At 61.4% G+C, this 15,515-nt stretch carries 15 protein-coding genes and 1 riboswitch; of the genes, 10 read left to right on the plus strand and 5 right to left on the minus strand.

Translation table 11 applies throughout. The features are described from left to right. Positions 1-387 precede the first annotated feature (387 nt). Complete coding sequence (locus GR197_RS05695; RefSeq protein WP_164007439.1) at positions 388-1,926, minus strand: MDR family MFS transporter; 1,539 nt, start codon at positions 1,924-1,926, stop codon at positions 388-390. A 115-nt stretch (positions 1,927-2,041) separates the two neighbouring features. On the opposite strand from GR197_RS05695, the gene GR197_RS05700 reads away from it, so the two are divergent. The 4 genes from GR197_RS05700 to GR197_RS05715 all read left to right on the plus strand — a co-directional run bounded on the left by GR197_RS05700 (position 2,042) and on the right by GR197_RS05715 (position 5,918). Beyond that, positions 2,042-2,566, plus strand: coding sequence for a MarR family winged helix-turn-helix transcriptional regulator (locus tag GR197_RS05700; protein WP_164007441.1), 525 nt, complete (start codon positions 2,042-2,044; stop codon positions 2,564-2,566). A gap of 122 nt (positions 2,567-2,688) precedes the next feature. Beyond that, positions 2,689-3,345 carry a thiamine diphosphokinase gene (locus GR197_RS05705; RefSeq protein WP_204330080.1) on the plus strand — a complete coding sequence of 219 codons (657 nt, stop codon included), beginning with the start codon at positions 2,689-2,691 and terminating at the stop codon, positions 3,343-3,345. Between the two features lie 3 nt (positions 3,346-3,348). Beyond that, the gene (locus GR197_RS05710) at positions 3,349-5,169 is read left to right on the plus strand and encodes an ABC-F family ATP-binding cassette domain-containing protein (protein ID WP_164007445.1); all 1,821 of its coding nucleotides are present in this window, start codon (positions 3,349-3,351) and stop codon (positions 5,167-5,169) included. A 119-nt stretch (positions 5,170-5,288) separates the two neighbouring features. Further along, positions 5,289-5,918, plus strand: a complete 630-nt coding sequence (locus GR197_RS05715) for a DUF5666 domain-containing protein (protein WP_164007447.1) — start codon at positions 5,289-5,291, stop codon at positions 5,916-5,918. A 159-nt stretch (positions 5,919-6,077) separates the two neighbouring features. Here the strand turns inward: GR197_RS05715 and GR197_RS05720 are convergent, their stop codons facing one another. The 3 genes from GR197_RS05720 to GR197_RS05730 form a co-directional block, all read right to left on the minus strand. Further along, complete coding sequence (locus GR197_RS05720) at positions 6,078-6,368, minus strand: type II toxin-antitoxin system RelE/ParE family toxin (protein WP_164007449.1); 291 nt, start codon at positions 6,366-6,368, stop codon at positions 6,078-6,080. Beyond that, a complete protein-coding gene (locus GR197_RS05725) occupies positions 6,365-6,613 on the minus strand; it encodes a type II toxin-antitoxin system ParD family antitoxin (RefSeq protein WP_164007451.1) in 249 nt (82 codons plus the stop codon). The genes GR197_RS05720 and GR197_RS05725 overlap by 4 nt, the downstream gene beginning before the upstream one ends. A gap of 80 nt (positions 6,614-6,693) precedes the next feature. Then, positions 6,694-8,559, minus strand: coding sequence for an ABC transporter ATP-binding protein/permease (locus GR197_RS05730; protein WP_164007453.1), 1,866 nt, complete (start codon positions 8,557-8,559; stop codon positions 6,694-6,696). A 154-nt stretch (positions 8,560-8,713) separates the two neighbouring features. Beyond that, a riboswitch (SAM riboswitch) is annotated at positions 8,714-8,791 on the plus strand. A gap of 50 nt (positions 8,792-8,841) precedes the next feature. On the opposite strand from GR197_RS05730, the gene metA reads away from it, so the two are divergent. The 6 genes from metA (at position 8,842) to GR197_RS05760 (ending at position 14,787) form a co-directional block, all read left to right on the plus strand. Then, the gene (gene metA, locus GR197_RS05735; protein ID WP_164007455.1) at positions 8,842-9,765 is read left to right on the plus strand and encodes a homoserine O-acetyltransferase MetA; all 924 of its coding nucleotides are present in this window, start codon (positions 8,842-8,844) and stop codon (positions 9,763-9,765) included. Positions 9,766-9,922: 157 nt separating this feature from the next. Beyond that, positions 9,923-10,945, plus strand: a complete 1,023-nt coding sequence (locus tag GR197_RS05740) for an aldose epimerase family protein (RefSeq protein WP_164007457.1) — start codon at positions 9,923-9,925, stop codon at positions 10,943-10,945. A gap of 144 nt (positions 10,946-11,089) precedes the next feature. Then, positions 11,090-11,863: a GntR family transcriptional regulator gene (locus GR197_RS05745; RefSeq protein WP_164007459.1), complete on the plus strand. Its 774-nt coding sequence runs from the start codon at positions 11,090-11,092 to the stop codon at positions 11,861-11,863. Then, on the plus strand, positions 11,860-12,891 hold the full coding sequence (locus GR197_RS05750; protein ID WP_164007461.1) for an SIS domain-containing protein: 1,032 nt from the start codon (positions 11,860-11,862) through the stop codon (positions 12,889-12,891). The genes GR197_RS05745 and GR197_RS05750 overlap by 4 nt, the downstream gene beginning before the upstream one ends. Next, entirely contained in the window at positions 12,891-14,042 is a 1,152-nt protein-coding gene (gene nagA / locus GR197_RS05755) for an N-acetylglucosamine-6-phosphate deacetylase (RefSeq protein WP_164007463.1), read from the plus strand. The genes GR197_RS05750 and nagA overlap by 1 nt, the downstream gene beginning before the upstream one ends. A gap of 16 nt (positions 14,043-14,058) precedes the next feature. Beyond that, positions 14,059-14,787 carry an SIS domain-containing protein gene (locus GR197_RS05760; protein WP_164007465.1) on the plus strand — a complete coding sequence of 243 codons (729 nt, stop codon included), beginning with the start codon at positions 14,059-14,061 and terminating at the stop codon, positions 14,785-14,787. A 70-nt stretch (positions 14,788-14,857) separates the two neighbouring features. On the opposite strand, the gene efp is transcribed toward GR197_RS05760, so the two are convergent. Next, positions 14,858-15,427, minus strand: a complete 570-nt coding sequence (gene efp / locus GR197_RS05765) for an elongation factor P (protein ID WP_164007467.1) — start codon at positions 15,425-15,427, stop codon at positions 14,858-14,860. Between the last annotated feature and the right edge of the window lie 88 nt (positions 15,428-15,515).

Genomic DNA, 15,515 nt, shown 5'->3' on the forward strand with positions numbered 1-15,515 from the left:
TCGCTGTCTTGCCGGTTTGCCGCAGATTGACACCGACCGTGGCAAGGGGAATTCAACAGGTGCGCACCCCTGATCTCGCGCTGCACAATCGGCCGATACAAGTCCTTGCTGTAGCTGATTTACGCATCGGTTGCATAGCGAGACTCTGTTTAAATGTGGCGCCGTTGCATTTTAGCCAGCCTCGCTCATGAGGCATTCCCTCCGCTCGGATGAAATTATGGCGAAAGTTCCGTCACGACACGGAGATTCGTCGGCGGCGCAGAAAAAGAACGGGCCGATTGAAGTAACCGAAACGATGGCGGCAGCCATGCGAGAAAATTGCAACCGCCGATAATACCTCATCGGGAGGAACGCCTCCCGATGAGGTATTCCGAGAGTTCGATTCGATTACTCCGCCGCCTCCGCCGTCGGCGGTTGCGGCATCTTCGCCTCGCCGGCGCGGGGCAACTGCACAGGCTTCAGCATGATGGCGGCCACAAGGCCGATCAGGGCAATAGCACAGGAGGTCATAAAGAGCGGCGAAAAGGCGGCGGCATAGATATCGGCGACGGCCTGGCGGCTTGTTTCGGGCAGGGCGGCCATCATTTTCGGCGTCAGCTGCTCGATATCGGTAACACCGGGAATGGAGACGCCGACTTTGTCGAGCTGAGAGGCGATAATGGCGCCATAGATGGAAATGGCGATCGATGCACCTCCCATGCGCGACAGCGTCACCGAGCCGGTGGCCGCACCGACATCGCGGGCCGGCGCTGCATTCTGTACGCCGATGATGGGAACCTGCTGGGCAAGGCCGATGCCGATGCCATGCAGCATCATGATCGCCCCGATGAAGGCGATCGGCGTTCCCGCGTGGATCTGCGACATCAGCGCAAAGGCGATGGCGCTGCAGGTCAGGCTTGCGATGGCAAAGGGCTTGTAACGCCCAGTCTTCGAGATGATGCGGCCTGCGGACAGCGATCCGCAGACGAGGCCGCCCGTCAGAAGGATGAAGAGCGCACCGGCGGCAGAGGGCGAAAGGCCGGTGGTGGTCTGCAGGAAGAGGGCGAGATAGTTGACCATGCCGATGGCGATGGCGCCGCCCATGATCGACATCACCAAGAGCAGGCTGAAGGTCGAATTGCGAAAGAGCTGCAGGGGAACGATCGGTTCCGGCGCGCGGCGTTCGACGAGCACCCAGGCGACGGCGCAAACGATACCGAAGGCGATGATGACGATGCTCTGTGGCGAGACCAATGCCCCGAAGAGTTCGCTGCTGTCGGTGGCAAGCACGATGCTGGTCGTCGTCAGGGCGAGAAGCAGCGCACCGGCATAATCGATCTTGGGCCGGCGATGCGGTTTGCGATAGGGCAGCATCACGGCAAGGCCGGCAAGCGCGATTAAGCCGATCGGCACGTTGACGAGGAAAATCGAGCGCCAGCCGAAAAGGTCGCTCATCGTGCCGCCAAGCACCGGTCCGATCGCCCCTGACGCCATCAACACGAGGCTGGAATAGCTTTGGTAGCGGGCCCGTTCGCGCGGCTCGAACAGATCGGCATTGACGGCGAAGATCGACACCATGATGCCGCCGCCGCCAAGACCCTGCAGCACGCGGGCGGCGATCAGCGTGTTCATGGAGACCGCAAGGCCGCAGACCGCCGAGCCGACGGTGAAGATCAGGATCGCCGTCATCATCACGTATTTGCGGCCGAAGAGATCGCCAAGCTTGCCATAAACCGGCATGACGGCGCTCAGCGACAGCAGATAGGCCGAGCCGATCCAGCCGAAGCGCTCGAGATGGCCGAACTCGCCGACGATCGTCGGCAGCGCCGTCGAAACGATCTGATTATCCAGCGTCGCCATGAACATGGCCGTCATCAGGAAGAAGAAGAGGATGAGCCGGCGACGAGGATCCGTCACGAGCGGCGCAGGCGCGAGTTGCATATCCATGGAGCATCATTCCGGGTTGGGTAGATTTTTATGTGCTAACAGCATATATTTGTCAATGGCACATTAATGACATCGGCATGTTCAAATTCCACCACGGCTCTGCTATGGTCCCGGCATGAACGAAGTGCTGACCAAAACCATTTCCACAGAGCCAGAGCCGGTTGAGGAAGACGTGCCTCGCATCGGCCGAAGCATGGGGCGCATGCGGTTGATGACCGGGCGGCGATTGATCGGCCGGCTGGCGATCCAGAGTGCTGCACCGGGCCTTGAACTTTCGCATCTCGACGTGCTCGATGCGGTGCGCAGGGCACAGCCTGCCGGCGAGGTGACCGTCGGCATGATCGCGGAAATGCTGCGCATCGATCCGTCACGGGCCAGCCGGGTGGTGGCCGACATGGTCGGGCGGAACGTGCTGCGCCGCGAGGCTTCGCAGGCCGATGCGCGACGGATTGTCGTTGTCATGACCGAGGTCGGCCAGAATCTGCTGGCCGAGATCGTCGCGCAGAAACTCGCGATCATCTCCGAGATCGTCTCCGACTGGCCTGAGCAGGATGTCACTCGTTTCGCCATGCTCTTCGAACGTTTCATCGGCGGTTACGAGGCGATCTTCCAGTCGCGCGACAAGGATACGCCGGGCTAGAGCATCATGCCGAAGAATGTGTGCGGTTTTCTTATGGCATCCTGTTCTAGCGGCGCTCGAAGGCAAATGGCGCCGATCCGCTGGCGCCCCTTCCCCTCGACCCCCGGTTTGCGCTAAGGGCAATGCCCATGAGCCCATCCACCTTCACCATTCTCCTCGGCGGCGAACTCAGCCTGACGGAGCGCCTGCGCCAAGCCATCGGCGGCAGTCGTTCCATCGCGGCCGATGGCGGCATGCGGCATGCGTTGGCACTCGGTATCGAGCCGGAGCTCTGGGTCGGTGATTTCGATTCGACGCCTGATGATCTCGAGGGTGCGTTTCCCGATGTGCCGAAACAGCCTTATCCCGCGGCAAAGGCGGCGACGGATGGCGAAATCGCCGTGTCGGAAGCGATCGCGCGGGGTGCGCGGCGGCTGATCCTGGCCGGTGCGCTTGGCGGCGAACGCTCGGACCACGGGCTTCAGCATCTGCTGTCGGCCGTCAGTCTGGCGGAGGAGGGTTTCGACGTGCTGCTGACCTCGGGCAAGGAGGAGGCGGTGCCGCTGCTTGCCGGGACGGTCGAGCTGGATCTTCCCAAGGGCAGCCTGTTTTCCGTGCTCGGGTTCAGCGAGCTGACCGGGCTTTCCATCGAGAATGCGCGTTATCCGCTGGCCGATTTCCATCTGCCTTTCGGCTCGTCGCGCACCATTTCCAATGTTGCGGAAAGCAAGATTCGCTTTTCGCTCCGCAGCGGCCGGGCGATCGTGCTCGCCAGGCCCTATGATCTTTCCGGAGTCTGATTTTTGGCCCCTCCCATTCTAAAACTCGACGATATCTTCCTGAGCTTCGGCGGCGCACCGCTGCTGGCGGGTGCTAGCCTGCAGATCGAGCCCGGGGACAAAATCTGTCTCGTCGGGCGCAACGGCTCGGGAAAATCGACGCTTCTGAAGATCGCCGCCGGCCTGGTCGAGGCGCAGTCTGGCGAAGTCTTCCGTCATCCGTCCTCGACGGTGCGTTATCTCGAACAGGCGCCCGATTTCGCCGGTTTCAATACTGTCCAGGCCTATGCCGAGGCCGGCCTCGGGCCGGGCGACGACCCTTATCGCGTCACCTATCTGCTGTCTCATCTCGGGCTGACCGGCGAGGAAGATCCGAGCATGCTGTCCGGCGGCGAATCGCGCCGGGCCGCCCTTGCCCGGGTGCTGGCGCCGGAGCCCGATATTCTCCTGCTCGACGAACCGACCAACCATCTCGACCTTCCCACAATCGAATGGCTGGAAGGCGAGTTGCAGAAGACGCGCAGCGCCCTGGTGTTGATCTCGCACGACCGACGTTTTCTCGAAAAGGTCTCGACGGCAACCGTTTGGCTCGACCGCGGCACCTCGCGCCGGCTCGACAGGGGATTTTCGCATTTCGAGGCCTGGCGCGACCAGGTGCTCGAGGCCGAGGAGCTGGAGCAGCATAAACTCGGCAAGGCGATCGAGCGCGAGGAGCACTGGCTGCGTTATGGCGTCACGGCGCGGCGCAAGCGCAACATGCGCCGCCTCGGCGAATTGCAGACGATGCGCTCGAATTATCGCGGCCATAAGGGCCCGCAGGGCTCGGTGCAGGCGACGGCTTCGGACGCGCAGGAATCCGGCAAGCTGGTGATCGAAGCGCACAAGATCACCAAAAGCTTCGGCGACCGGGCAATCGTCACACCCTTCTCGATCCGCGTGCACCGCGGCGATTGCATCGGTCTGGTTGGGCCGAATGGCGCCGGCAAGACGACGCTCTTGAAGATGTTGACCGGTCAGCTTTCGCCGGATAGCGGCACCATTAAGCTCGGCACCAATCTGGAGATCGCCACACTCGACCAGAAACGCGAGGATCTCGATCCCGAAAATACGCTCGCCAACTACCTGACGGATGGGCGCGGCGAAAACCTGCTCGTCAACGGCGAACAGCGTCATGTCACCGGTTACATGAAGGAGTTCCTGTTCCAGCCGGAACAGGCGCGGACGCCGATCAGAAGCCTTTCCGGCGGCGAGCGCGCCCGGCTGATGCTGGCGCGGATTCTCTCGCGCCCTACGAACCTGTTGATCCTCGACGAACCGACCAACGATCTCGATATCGAGACGCTCGATCTACTGCAGGAAATCGTTGCCGGCTTTCCCGGCACCGTCATTCTCGTCAGCCATGACCGCGATTTCCTCGACCGCACCGTGACCTCGACGATTGCACCCGCCATGCCGGACGCACCTGACGGCCGCTGGATCGAATATGCTGGCGGCTACTCGGACATGCTTGCGCAGCGCAAGGGCGCGATCGAGGAGCGCAAGCGGGCCGAGAAGGCGGCGGAGAGGCCGAAGACGCAAGGTGCAGCGACTTCCGCTGGAAGTTCGAGGGGCAAGCTTTCCTTCAAGCAGAAATTCGCGCTGGAAAACCTGCCGAAGGAGATGGCGAAAGCCGAAGCCGAGATCGCCAAGCGCGAACAGGTGATGGCCGATCCCAACCTTTTCACGCGCGATCCGGCAGCTTTCAACCGACTTGCCAGCGAGATGGAGAAGCTGCGCGCCGGCCTGATGAAAATGGAGGAGGAGTGGCTGGAGCTTGAAATGCTGCGTGAAGAGCTGGAAGGCTGAGGCCTCCCACCCCTCACCGGCTCACCTTTCCTTGATTGGCCAGTGTATCGACGCGCGGCATAAAGTGTCGCCCGGCAGCTGGGGATAGCGCCGATCGCAATGGCGACAAGGAAGGTCACATGTCTCTCAAGCCCTATTCCAGAATTTTCACAGCACTTGCCGCCGGTGGCCTTGTCGCGTTTGCGTTATCGCAGGCCGCACAGGCACAGGATGGCAACCGCGTTCGCGTTCGCGGCGCCATCGAAAGCCTCAGCGGCGATAGTCTCGTCGTCAAGACGCGCGAAGGTAGCGATGCGACGATCACGCTGAGAGCTGGCTGGAAAGTCGGCGGGATCAAAAAAGCCTCGGTCGAGGATATCAAGCCCGGTGATTTCGTCGGGGTTGCCTCGCTCCCGAAGGGCAGCGGCCCGGATGGGGCGATCGAGGTGCTGATCTTTCCGGCTTCGATGAAGGGAACCGGCGAGGGCAACCGCCCCTGGGATGCGCAGCCGAACAGCCAGATGACCAACGCGACCGTCAGCAATGCCGTCAAATCCGTCGACGGCCATACGATCACGCTGACCTATCAGGGCAAGGAAAAGACCATCACCATCGCCGATGCGACACCGATCGTGACCTTGGCGCCGGCGACCAAGGACGATCTGAAGACCGGCGCCGGCGTCATCGTCACCGGCGAGAAAGCAGCGGACGGCAGCATTTCGGCCAGCCAGGTGGCCGTCGGCCTCAACGGCATCACGCCGCCGATGTGACCTGGCTTCAGAAAATGGCTAAAGCGCGTCGCGATCTTTCAGATTCGCTCCTTGCGCTTTAGTTCTTTGTTTTACGCGTGTCGTTGCGGCAAAAGCGCTTCGCGCTTTGCCTGGGAAAACCGCTCCACACTTTTGCGCGACATGCTTTAAAGCGCGAGCCTACCCAAAAAGGCTTTGCCAATCTTCACGTCCATGCAGCACGCGAACAATCAAGATACCTTCTTCACGGACCACATAGGCGATTATATGCGCTTGATGAAGATGAAGCCGCATCGGTGGGTTCAACTCGCGTCGTTCACGGGCCATGCGTGGATTGTTGGCAAGCAACTCGAATGTGCTGAATAAGTCATCGACGTATCGCTCTGACTGCAATACGCCAAACCGATCGGCACCGAGGACATAAATTTCAATTATGTCCTGATCTGCTTCGACGGTTGTGCGATATTTCATATGCGTCGCGCAGCCAGCCGTTCGCGTGCTATCTGGAGAATATCGTCCTTGGAACAATCACTGACGCCACTTTCCAATCCGTCTGTGAGCAGCCGCTGCAATTCCGCCAATTTGTCCGAACGCTCTTGATCGCGCCGTATCAGGTCGCGGACATAATCGCTCGCATTGCTGTAACGCCCCGTTTTGGTCTGGGAATCCACCCATTCCTTCATAGGATCGGGCAGGGAAACATTCATCGTCGCCATGTTGGTTACCTCGCCTTCTCATCATGGCATACTTTGGCAAAGATTGCATCATGTTTGCCAAAGCCGAATAAGGCTTCTTCTTAAAGCGCCGGGGCGGGCATGACGGCAGCACCCGTGGCGGCGCTGGCGCCGGTAAGGGTTACTTGCTGCTGTTGCTGCTGCGGTTCCTCGGATTTTGCCGGCAGCGCCTGCAGATGCAGCACGCGCGGCTTCAATGCCTCGAGATAGGCCTCGGAGCGGCCAATATAGATCATGCCGCTTTCGGGCATGGATGTGAGCAGTCCGGCCATCGTTTCCTGCCATTCCGGCTCCATGCCTTCCAACACTTCGTCGAAGATGATCCAGCGCGGGCGCACAAGAAGCAGGCGGGCAAAGCCGATCGCCTTCTGTTCATCGCTGTCGAGCAGCTTGTCCCAACGGGCGCGGGTATCGAGCCTTGCGATCAGCGAATGCAGGCCGGCTCTGTCGAGGGCCGTCTCGACAGCGGCTTGCTCGTAGGCTTCAGGACTTGCGGGAAAGGCCAGCGCCTCGCGCAGCGTGCCGCCGGGAACATAAGCGATCTGCGGGACGAACAGCATGTCGTCGATCGGCGGCAGGCCCATCGTGCCGCTGCCGCACGGCCAGAGGCCGGCCATCGCCTGGAAGAGTAGCTTGCGGTTGACGCTGTGATCGCCGTTGATCATGATTTTTTCGCCGGATTTGATCACGACATCGGTTTCACGCAGGCGGAAACCGCCGCATTCGTCGATCTCTTCACCGATCTTGGCAATGATCACCACATCCTTCAACGTCAGTGTGTCGGGCGCGGTGTTTTCATAGGCGATGCCGTCCTTCAGGGCGAATTCCTCTTCCATGTCGAGCAGCGCCTGGCGGAAATCGGTGACGCGCATCAGTGTCGCGCGCCATTCGGCGATCGGACCGAAATTGGCGACATACCAGCGCAGCGCCGTATTGACCTGATTGAAGGCGCCGACCGACATCATCAGCTGACCAAGCGTGAGGCCGCCGGAGAAATAGGCGGGTGCGGCGACGATGATCGGAATGACGATCACCAGCCAGCCGTAGCCGGCCGAAACCCAGGTGAGGTTGGTATTGGCCATGGCGAGGCGCCTGACGACCCTCAGCACCGAACTGAGATCGGCGTTGATGCGCCGGCGCTCATTCTCCTCGCCGCGGGCGACGGTGATCGCCGGCATGTTCTCGTTGGCATGCATCAGCGTGAAGCGAAGCTCGGCCTCCTTCGAGAAGCGGTCGGCATTCAGCTTGACCAGTTTGCGGCCGACGACCTGGCTCAGCACCGAGGCGGAAGCGGCGTAGAAAATCGCCGCCCAGACCATGTAGCCGGGAATGGAGAAGCTGTGGCCGCTGATATGGAAGATGAAGCCGCTGGAAAGCTCCCAGAGCACGCCGATGAAGCTTACCAGAAGAATGGTCGACTGCAGCAGGCCGAGAACGAGCCCTGTCGTGCTTTCGGCGAGGTTGCGGGAATCCTCGTGCAGGCGCTGGTCCGGATTGACGCCGATCAGGCCGCTGGAAGCAAGCCGCAGCGCCCGCTTGCGCTTCAGCCACTGATCGACGAGGTCGCGCGACAGGCCCTCGCGCATATAGAGCGCGGTCATCTGATTCAACCATGCCTGCAACACGTTGAGCAGCAGCAGCGCGCCGGCGATCATCGCGAAGATTTCGAGCTGGTGGAAGAATTCACCGAGATCGCGGCGCTCCAGCGAGTCATAGAACGGAGCATTCCACTGATTGAGGATGACCTGGCCGTAGGACGTCAACAGGATGACAAGGATCAGCACGGTTGCCAGAAACAGCACCTTGCCACGCACTTGCGAATTCCAGAATGCGGAGAACATCACCCCGAGGCGATTCGTCAGGCTGAGATCATACCCTACCCTATCGTGCCTTCGGATGCCCGGCCTCCCCTCGATCTTATCTGCCATTACGCTTTTCCAACATCGCCCATGCTTACCATTATTAACATGGTGGCGTTACCGGTCTATCAACAGATTCTATCAGTCATTAAACTGTGATGATGCTTGCATGGATCGCTCCTGCGTGCATTCGGCAGTTGATTCGCGGTCCGACTGGGTCTAATTAAAGCTCCGTGGTGATTTGGCCGGCCGGCTTGCAGCCACGTTAAAAAAGTCGCTAAAGGGCCGCGTGCGGACCGGTAGCGATTTTTTTCGCCGCCGGTTTTTTTGTTTTTTGATCGAGTGACCGCAATGCCCATCAAGATCCCCGATACGCTGCCCGCCTTCGAAACCCTGGTTCAAGAGGGTGTGCGGGTGATGACCGAGACGTTGGCGATCCGTCAGGATATCCGACCGCTGCAGATCGGGCTGCTCAACCTTATGCCGAACAAGATCAAGACCGAGCTGCAGATGGCCCGACTCGTCGGCGCCTCGCCACTGCAGGTCGAGCTGTCGCTGATCCGCATCGGCGGCCACAAGGCGAAGAACACGTCCGAAGATCATCTGCTCGCCTTCTACCAGACCTGGGAGGAAGTGAAGCACCGCAAGTTCGACGGCTTCATCATCACCGGGGCGCCGATCGAGCTTTTGCCCTATGAAGACGTCACCTATTGGCCTGAGATGCAGCAGATTCTCGACTGGACGGAAACGAACGTGCATTCGACGATGAACGTCTGCTGGGGCGCGATGGCGGCGATCTATCACTTCCACGGTGTTCCGAAATACGAGCTGAAAGAGAAAGCCTTCGGCATCTACCGCCACCGGAACCTGAAGCCGTCCTCCATCTATCTCAACGGCTTTTCCGACAATTTCGAGGTGCCGGTGTCGCGTTGGACCGAGGTGCGCCGCGCCGATATCGAGCCATCCGAAAGCCTGGAGATCCTGATGGAATCAGGCGAGATGGGTGTCTGCCTCGTGCACGAGAAGAGGGGGCGGCGGCTCTACATGTTCAATCATGTCGAATATGATTCCACCTCGCTTTCCGACGAGTATTTCCGCGACGTCAACGCCGGTGTGCCGATCAAGATGCCGCACAACTACTTTCCGCATAATGATCCGGCGCTGACGCCGCAAAACCGCTGGCGCAGCCATGCGCATCTCCTGTTCGGCAACTGGATCAACGAGATCTACCAGACGACGCCCTTTGATGTGGAGGAGATCGGCGCGGACCTCTGAAGCGTCGCCGCCTTGGCCGATGCCGGGGCGTTTCTTCTGACCCGACCGGTTGCGGTTTGGAGCAAATGCGGGCAGGTTCCGCTCCTGAACCTAAAGCGTTGCGGGTCTTTGTGACGCACAACGCTGTAAAACTTTGAATTAGAATGGACGGTCGATCATGTCGGATAAGTTGGAGCGGGAAGTTTTCGGGCAGACGAAGGCAGGCGAGACCGTCTATCGCGTCGAGATCAAGGGCGGCGGGCTGACGGCCAAGATCATCACCTGGGGCGCGGTCATCCAGGATCTGCGCCTTCAGGGACATGAGGCCCCGCTGCAGCTCGGTTTCGAGGATTTCGACAGCTACCCGCTCTATTCGGCCTATTTCGGCGCGACGCCCGGCCGCTGCGCCAACCGTGTCGGCGGCGGCGCCTTCACGCTCGACGGCAAGGACTACCAGCTCGAGCTGAACGAAAATGGCGTCACCCATCTGCATGGCGGCAGCGACAATATCGCCAAACGCAACTGGACGATCGTCGAGCATGATGTCGACCGGGTGGTGCTGAAGATCGTCGATCCCGATGGCCGCGCCGGCTATCCCGGCAATTGCACCATCCAGGCAACCTTCCGGGTGCATGGCAACGGCGAACTGTCGGTGACCTATGAATCGACCAGCGACCAGCCGACACTCGCCAATGTCTGCCAGCACGCCTATTTCAATCTCGACGGCCGTGAAGACGCGCTTGGCCATGACATCATGATCGCTGCCGACCACTATTTGCCGACCGACGAGAAACAGGTGCCGACCGGCGAGATCCGTTCCGTCGAGGGTACGGAATTCGATTTCCGCGAGATGGCGCCGATGAAGCGTTTCGTCGGCAGCGAACAGGCCTTGTACGACCATAATTTCTGCCTGTCCGGCGAGCGCACCGCCAAGCGCAGCGTTGCGCTTGTCCGCAGCCTGTATTCCGGTGTGTCGCTGGAGGTGCGCAGCACCGAGCCGGGCGTGCAATTCTATGCCGGCTTCAAGCTCGATACCGGCGCTCCTGGCATCGGCGGGCGCAAATACGGCCCGTTTGCCGGCTTCTGCCTGGAGACGCAGGTCTGGCCGGATTCCGTCAATCACCAAGGTTTCCCGAATGCGGTGCTGCGCCCCGGCGAAGTGCTGCGCCAGGAGACGGACTATATCTTCACCAAGAGCTGACGTCCTTTCCAGGCGCGCGGCGCTGTGAACGCAAGGTGTCAAATTTTGCCGCTATGAGCCTCTCCGGTCCCCGGGGAGGTTTTTTCATGGCCGCGTGCGATTCCGGCTTGTGGATTGGTTCTATATAGGTTCTATTGCTTATCTATGGATAGAACCAGTCTGATAGCGGAGCTGAACAACCGCGGCCTGCGTGACGAGGCGTTGACCGGCCCGCTCTACAAGCGGCTGGCGCAGGCGCTGACCGGTCTTATTCAGGAAGGCCTGCTGAAGCCTGGCACGGCGCTGCCGGGGGAGCGCGACCTTGCCGAGGCCTTGAAGCTCGGCCGCGTCACCGTGCGCACCGCCTATCGCGATCTGATGGCGTCGGGCGCACTGGAATCGCGACACGGAAGCGGTACCTTCGTATCGAGCAGGGTGGAGCGCATGGAACAGTCGCTCTGGCGGCTTTCCTCCTTCTCCGCCGACATGCGTTCGCGTGGGCGTCTGCCGGCCGCGCGGATCTTGTCGCGGGCGGTCAATACGCCGTCGCCGGAGGAATCCTTCCTGCTCGGCCTTGGCGGCGACGAGCCGGTGCTGAGGCTTGACCGGCTGCGTCTCGCCGACGGCCTGCCGCTTGCGATCGAACGCGCCGTGGTGCCGATCAAATTCTTAGGCGGCGATCCCGGCGGTGAGGGATCGCTCTATGATGCGCTGACGGCCAACGGTCACAAGCCCGTGCGGGCGCTGCAGCGGCTGACCGCGGTTACGCTCGATCCGTCCTCCGCGGCGATCCTGAACGTTAAATCAGGCGCGCCGGCGCTATTGATCGAACGCGTCTCGCGCCTGGAAGACCAGCGCGTCGTCGAATACACCCGCTCGCACTATCGCGGCGATGCCTATGATTTCGTTGCCGAATTGAGAATCGGAGATGACCTATGAGTGAGAACCAGTCGTTGATGCTGCAGGAAGCCGGCCAATCCCCAGAGGTGGTGGCCACGCTTCTTGAAAAGGAAAAGCCGGCCCTTGCCGAGATCGCCCGGCTGTTTTCGTCCTCCCGCCCGAGCGTGGTGACGACGGCGGCGCGTGGCTCCTCGGACCATGCCGCCACCTTCTTCAAATACCTCTTCGAGATCACCTGCGGCGTCCCGGTCGCCTCGGTCGGCCCGTCGATCGCTTCGGTCTACGGTGCCGCGCTGCATCTGAAGGGGGGCGTGCATTTCACCGTCTCGCAGTCGGGTGCAAGCCCCGATATCGTCGCATTGCAGGATGCGGCCAAAAGGGGCGGGGCGACGACGATTGCCGTTGTCAACGTCACCGACAGTCCGCTTGCGAAGCAAGCCGATATCGTTCTCGGGCTTAATGCCGGCGCGGAAAAGAGCGTCGCGGCGACCAAATCCTTTATCGCCTCGGTCGCCGCCCTTGCCGGCGTGACCGCTGCGGTCGGCGGCGCGTCCGACCTGCAGGCTGCGCTTGGCAAGCTGCCGGAGGCGCTTTCGGCAACCGCCGGAATCGACACGGCGGCAGCCGAGGAGGTGCTTTTCAATGCGACCTCGCTCTATACCGCCGGCCGCGGCCCGGCCTTCGCAATCGCGCTCGAAGCGGCCCTGAAGGCCAAGGAAACTTCCGGCCTGCATGCCGAGGCCTTCTCGCTGGCGGAGCTGATGCACGGCCCGATGCGGCTGGTGCAACCGGGCTTTCCGATCGTCGCCTTTGCGCCAGACGATGCGGCCTTCGCCAACAACGTCCAGGCGATGGAGCGCCTGCAGAAGCTCGGCGCCACCACTGTCGGTTTCTCCACGCAGCCGCTTTCCGGCGTCAATCTGCGCGTGCCGACGACGGGCAATGGCCTTATCGATCCGCTGGTATCGCTGCTCGTCTATTACCGGCTGATCGAGTCGGTGACGCGCCGCAAGGGCTTCGATCCCGACAAGCCGGCGAACCTGCTCAAGGTGACGGAGACGGTCTGATGGTCCGCAAGATCTTCATCGGCGCTCGCATCTTCGACGGCGAGCGCTTTCATGACGAGAAAGCACTCATCGTTGCTGACGGCCGCGTCGAGGCGATCGCTGCTGGAAACGATCTGCCGGACGGCGAGACGGTGGCGCTTGCCGGCGGGGTGTTGTCGGCCGGCTTCATCGACGCGCAGGTCAATGGCGGCGCTGGGCGGATGCTGAACGACGAGCCTTCCGTCACCTCGATGGAGATCATCGCTGCTGGACACCGGCCCTATGGCACGACATCGCTCTTGCCGACGCTGATCACCGATACATCCGAGGCATCCATTGCCGCAATCGAGGCCGCCAAGGAGGCGGTGAAGGCGAATCGTGGCGTCGCCGGCCTGCATCTCGAAGGCCCGCATCTGGCGCCTGCGCGCAAGGGTGCGCATCTGGCCGAACTGATGCGGCCGGTCGAGGACCGCGACGTCAAGGCCTTCATCCAGGCACGCGAGGCGATCGGCACGCTGCTCGTCACCATGGCTGCCGAGCAGGTGACGGTTGCCCAGGTGCGCGAACTTGCCGAAGCCGGCGTCACCATCAGTATCGGTCATTCCGATTGTTCGAGCGAGGCAGCGGAAGAACGTTTCGATGCCGGCGCGCGCGGCGTCACCCATCTCTTCAACGCCATGAGCCAGCTCGGACACCGTACCCCCGGTCTCGTCGGCGCGGCGATCGATCATCCCTCGACCTGGTGCGGCGTCATTGCCGACGGTCACCATGTCGATCCGAAGGCCTTGCGTACGGCGCTGCGCGCCAAACGCGGCGAAGGCAGACTGTTTTTCGTTACCGATGCGATGTCGCTCGTCGGGTCGGAGAAGGATTCGTTCACGCTGAACGGGCGCGCCGTCCGGCGCGAACGAGGCGGGTTCTGCTCGAAGCTGGTACTGTCCGACGGCACGCTGGCCGGTTCCGACGTCGACATGATCTCGACGATCCGCTACGGCGTCACCTATCTCGATCTGACGCTGGCCGAGGCTTTGCGCATGGCAACGCTCTATCCCGCGCGCTTCCTCAGACTGGGCGATCGCGGCCATCTCGCACCAGGCGCGCGTGCCGATCTCGTGCATCTCACCGATGCGCTCTCGGTCACCGCCACCTGGCTCAGCGGCGAAGCGGCCTGACTCAAGGAGACGTGGGATGACTGACATCACCAATGCCTATTTCTCCAACCTGATCGGCCGGCTGGAAGAATTGAAGCAGACACTTGCCGAGCCGATGGCGCAGGCGGCCGCGGTCATCCTCGCTGCTGCCCACAGCGACAAGCGCGTCTATGTCTTCGGTACCGGCCATTCGCATATGCTGGCGGAGGAGGTGCACTATCGTGCCGGCGGGCTCGCCTTCACCGTGCCGGTGCTCGTCGGCTCGGCGATGCTGCATGAGGGCGCGGTCATCAGTTCGGTCTATGAACGCACGCAGGGCCTGGTTCGGCCGATGTTGGAGCGTTACGGCATGCAGCCGGGCGATGTCATCATCATCGCCTCCAATTCGGGCGTCAACGCCGCGCCGATCGAAGCCGCCGACTACGCGCGAGAAATCGGCGTAAAGGTGATTGCCATTACCTCGATCGCCTATTCCTCAGCGATCGCCAATGGCCGCCGGCGGCTCGCCGACGCGGCCGATGTGGTGCTCGACAACGGGCTGCCGCCGGGTGACGCTGTTCTCGACTTAGAAGGCACGGGGCTTCGGGTTGGGCCGGTCTCGACGGCGGTCGGGGTGACGGTCATCAATGCGATCTTCGCCGAGGTCGCCTCGGAGCTTTCGAAATCCGGCGATGCGCCGGTTTATCTCAGCGCCAACATGCCGGGTGCAGCCGAGATCAACCAGAAGCTTGTGCAGAAATACCGGCCGCGCAACCCGCATCTCTAATCAGCAATGTTGGCGGCGAACACAAAAAAGGCCGGTCGGAACCGGCCTTTTGCATGGAATGAACCAGGAATCAGTCCTTGGCGCGTTCGACGTAGGAATTGTCTTCCGTCGCGATGACGACACGGGTGCCGGCATTGATGTGCGGCGGCACCATGGCGCGCACGCCGTTCGACAGGATGGCCGGCTTGTAGGAGGACGATGCCGTCTGGCCCTTGACGACCGGTTCCGTCTCGGTGATCTCGAGCGTGACGTGGCGCGGCAGCTCGAGTGCCAGCGGCAGGCCTTCATAGATCGAGAGGATGCAGGACATGCCTTCCTGCAGATAGACCTTCTGATCGCCCATGGTTTCGACATCAACTACGACCTGATCGTAGTTGCTCGGGTTCATGAAGTGGAAGCCTTCGCCGTCTTGATAGAGATACTGGAAGGACACGTCCTCGACGAAGGCGCGCTCGACCTGTTCGGTGGTGCGCCAACGCTCGGAAACCTTCACGCCGTCAACGATGCGGCGCATGTCGACCTGGGTGACCGGCGTGCCCTTGCCCGGGTGAAAGTTCTGGGCGGTGAGAACGACGTAGAGCTTGCCGTCGACATCGAGAACGTTGCCCTTGCGGACCGAAGAGGCGATGACCTTGACCATAAGACTTCCTTGTAACTCGGCTTTCGGCGTCGTAGATGACTGTCGAGACGCCTCGAAGACGCAAATATTTTTCTTTGGGGCGCAACTA

Origin of the sequence: Rhizobium phaseoli (assembly GCF_010668805.1) — a bacterium.
In the GTDB taxonomy this organism is placed as follows: Bacteria; Pseudomonadota; Alphaproteobacteria; order Rhizobiales; family Rhizobiaceae; genus Rhizobium; species Rhizobium phaseoli_A.

Excerpts from the sequence above, each read along its gene's own strand:
- GR197_RS05695 (WP_164007439.1), bottom strand. The coding sequence starts at position 1,926 with ATGGATATGCAACTCGCGCCTGCGCCGCTCGTGACGGATCCTCGTCGC.
- GR197_RS05700 (WP_164007441.1), top strand. The coding sequence starts at position 2,042 with ATGAACGAAGTGCTGACCAAAACCATTTCCACAGAGCCAGAGCCGGTT.
- GR197_RS05705 (WP_204330080.1), top strand. The coding sequence starts at position 2,689 with ATGCCCATGAGCCCATCCACCTTCACCATTCTCCTCGGCGGCGAACTC.
- GR197_RS05715 (WP_164007447.1), top strand. The coding sequence starts at position 5,289 with ATGTCTCTCAAGCCCTATTCCAGAATTTTCACAGCACTTGCCGCCGGT.
- GR197_RS05720 (WP_164007449.1), bottom strand. The coding sequence starts at position 6,368 with ATGAAATATCGCACAACCGTCGAAGCAGATCAGGACATAATTGAAATT.
- GR197_RS05725 (WP_164007451.1), bottom strand. The coding sequence starts at position 6,613 with ATGGCGACGATGAATGTTTCCCTGCCCGATCCTATGAAGGAATGGGTG.
- GR197_RS05730 (WP_164007453.1), bottom strand. The coding sequence starts at position 8,559 with ATGGCAGATAAGATCGAGGGGAGGCCGGGCATCCGAAGGCACGATAGG.
- metA (WP_164007455.1), top strand. The coding sequence starts at position 8,842 with ATGCCCATCAAGATCCCCGATACGCTGCCCGCCTTCGAAACCCTGGTT.
- GR197_RS05740 (WP_164007457.1), top strand. The coding sequence starts at position 9,923 with ATGTCGGATAAGTTGGAGCGGGAAGTTTTCGGGCAGACGAAGGCAGGC.
- GR197_RS05745 (WP_164007459.1), top strand. The coding sequence starts at position 11,090 with ATGGATAGAACCAGTCTGATAGCGGAGCTGAACAACCGCGGCCTGCGT.
- GR197_RS05750 (WP_164007461.1), top strand. The coding sequence starts at position 11,860 with ATGAGTGAGAACCAGTCGTTGATGCTGCAGGAAGCCGGCCAATCCCCA.
- nagA (WP_164007463.1), top strand. The coding sequence starts at position 12,891 with ATGGTCCGCAAGATCTTCATCGGCGCTCGCATCTTCGACGGCGAGCGC.
- GR197_RS05760 (WP_164007465.1), top strand. The coding sequence starts at position 14,059 with ATGACTGACATCACCAATGCCTATTTCTCCAACCTGATCGGCCGGCTG.
- efp (WP_164007467.1), bottom strand. The coding sequence starts at position 15,427 with ATGGTCAAGGTCATCGCCTCTTCGGTCCGCAAGGGCAACGTTCTCGAT.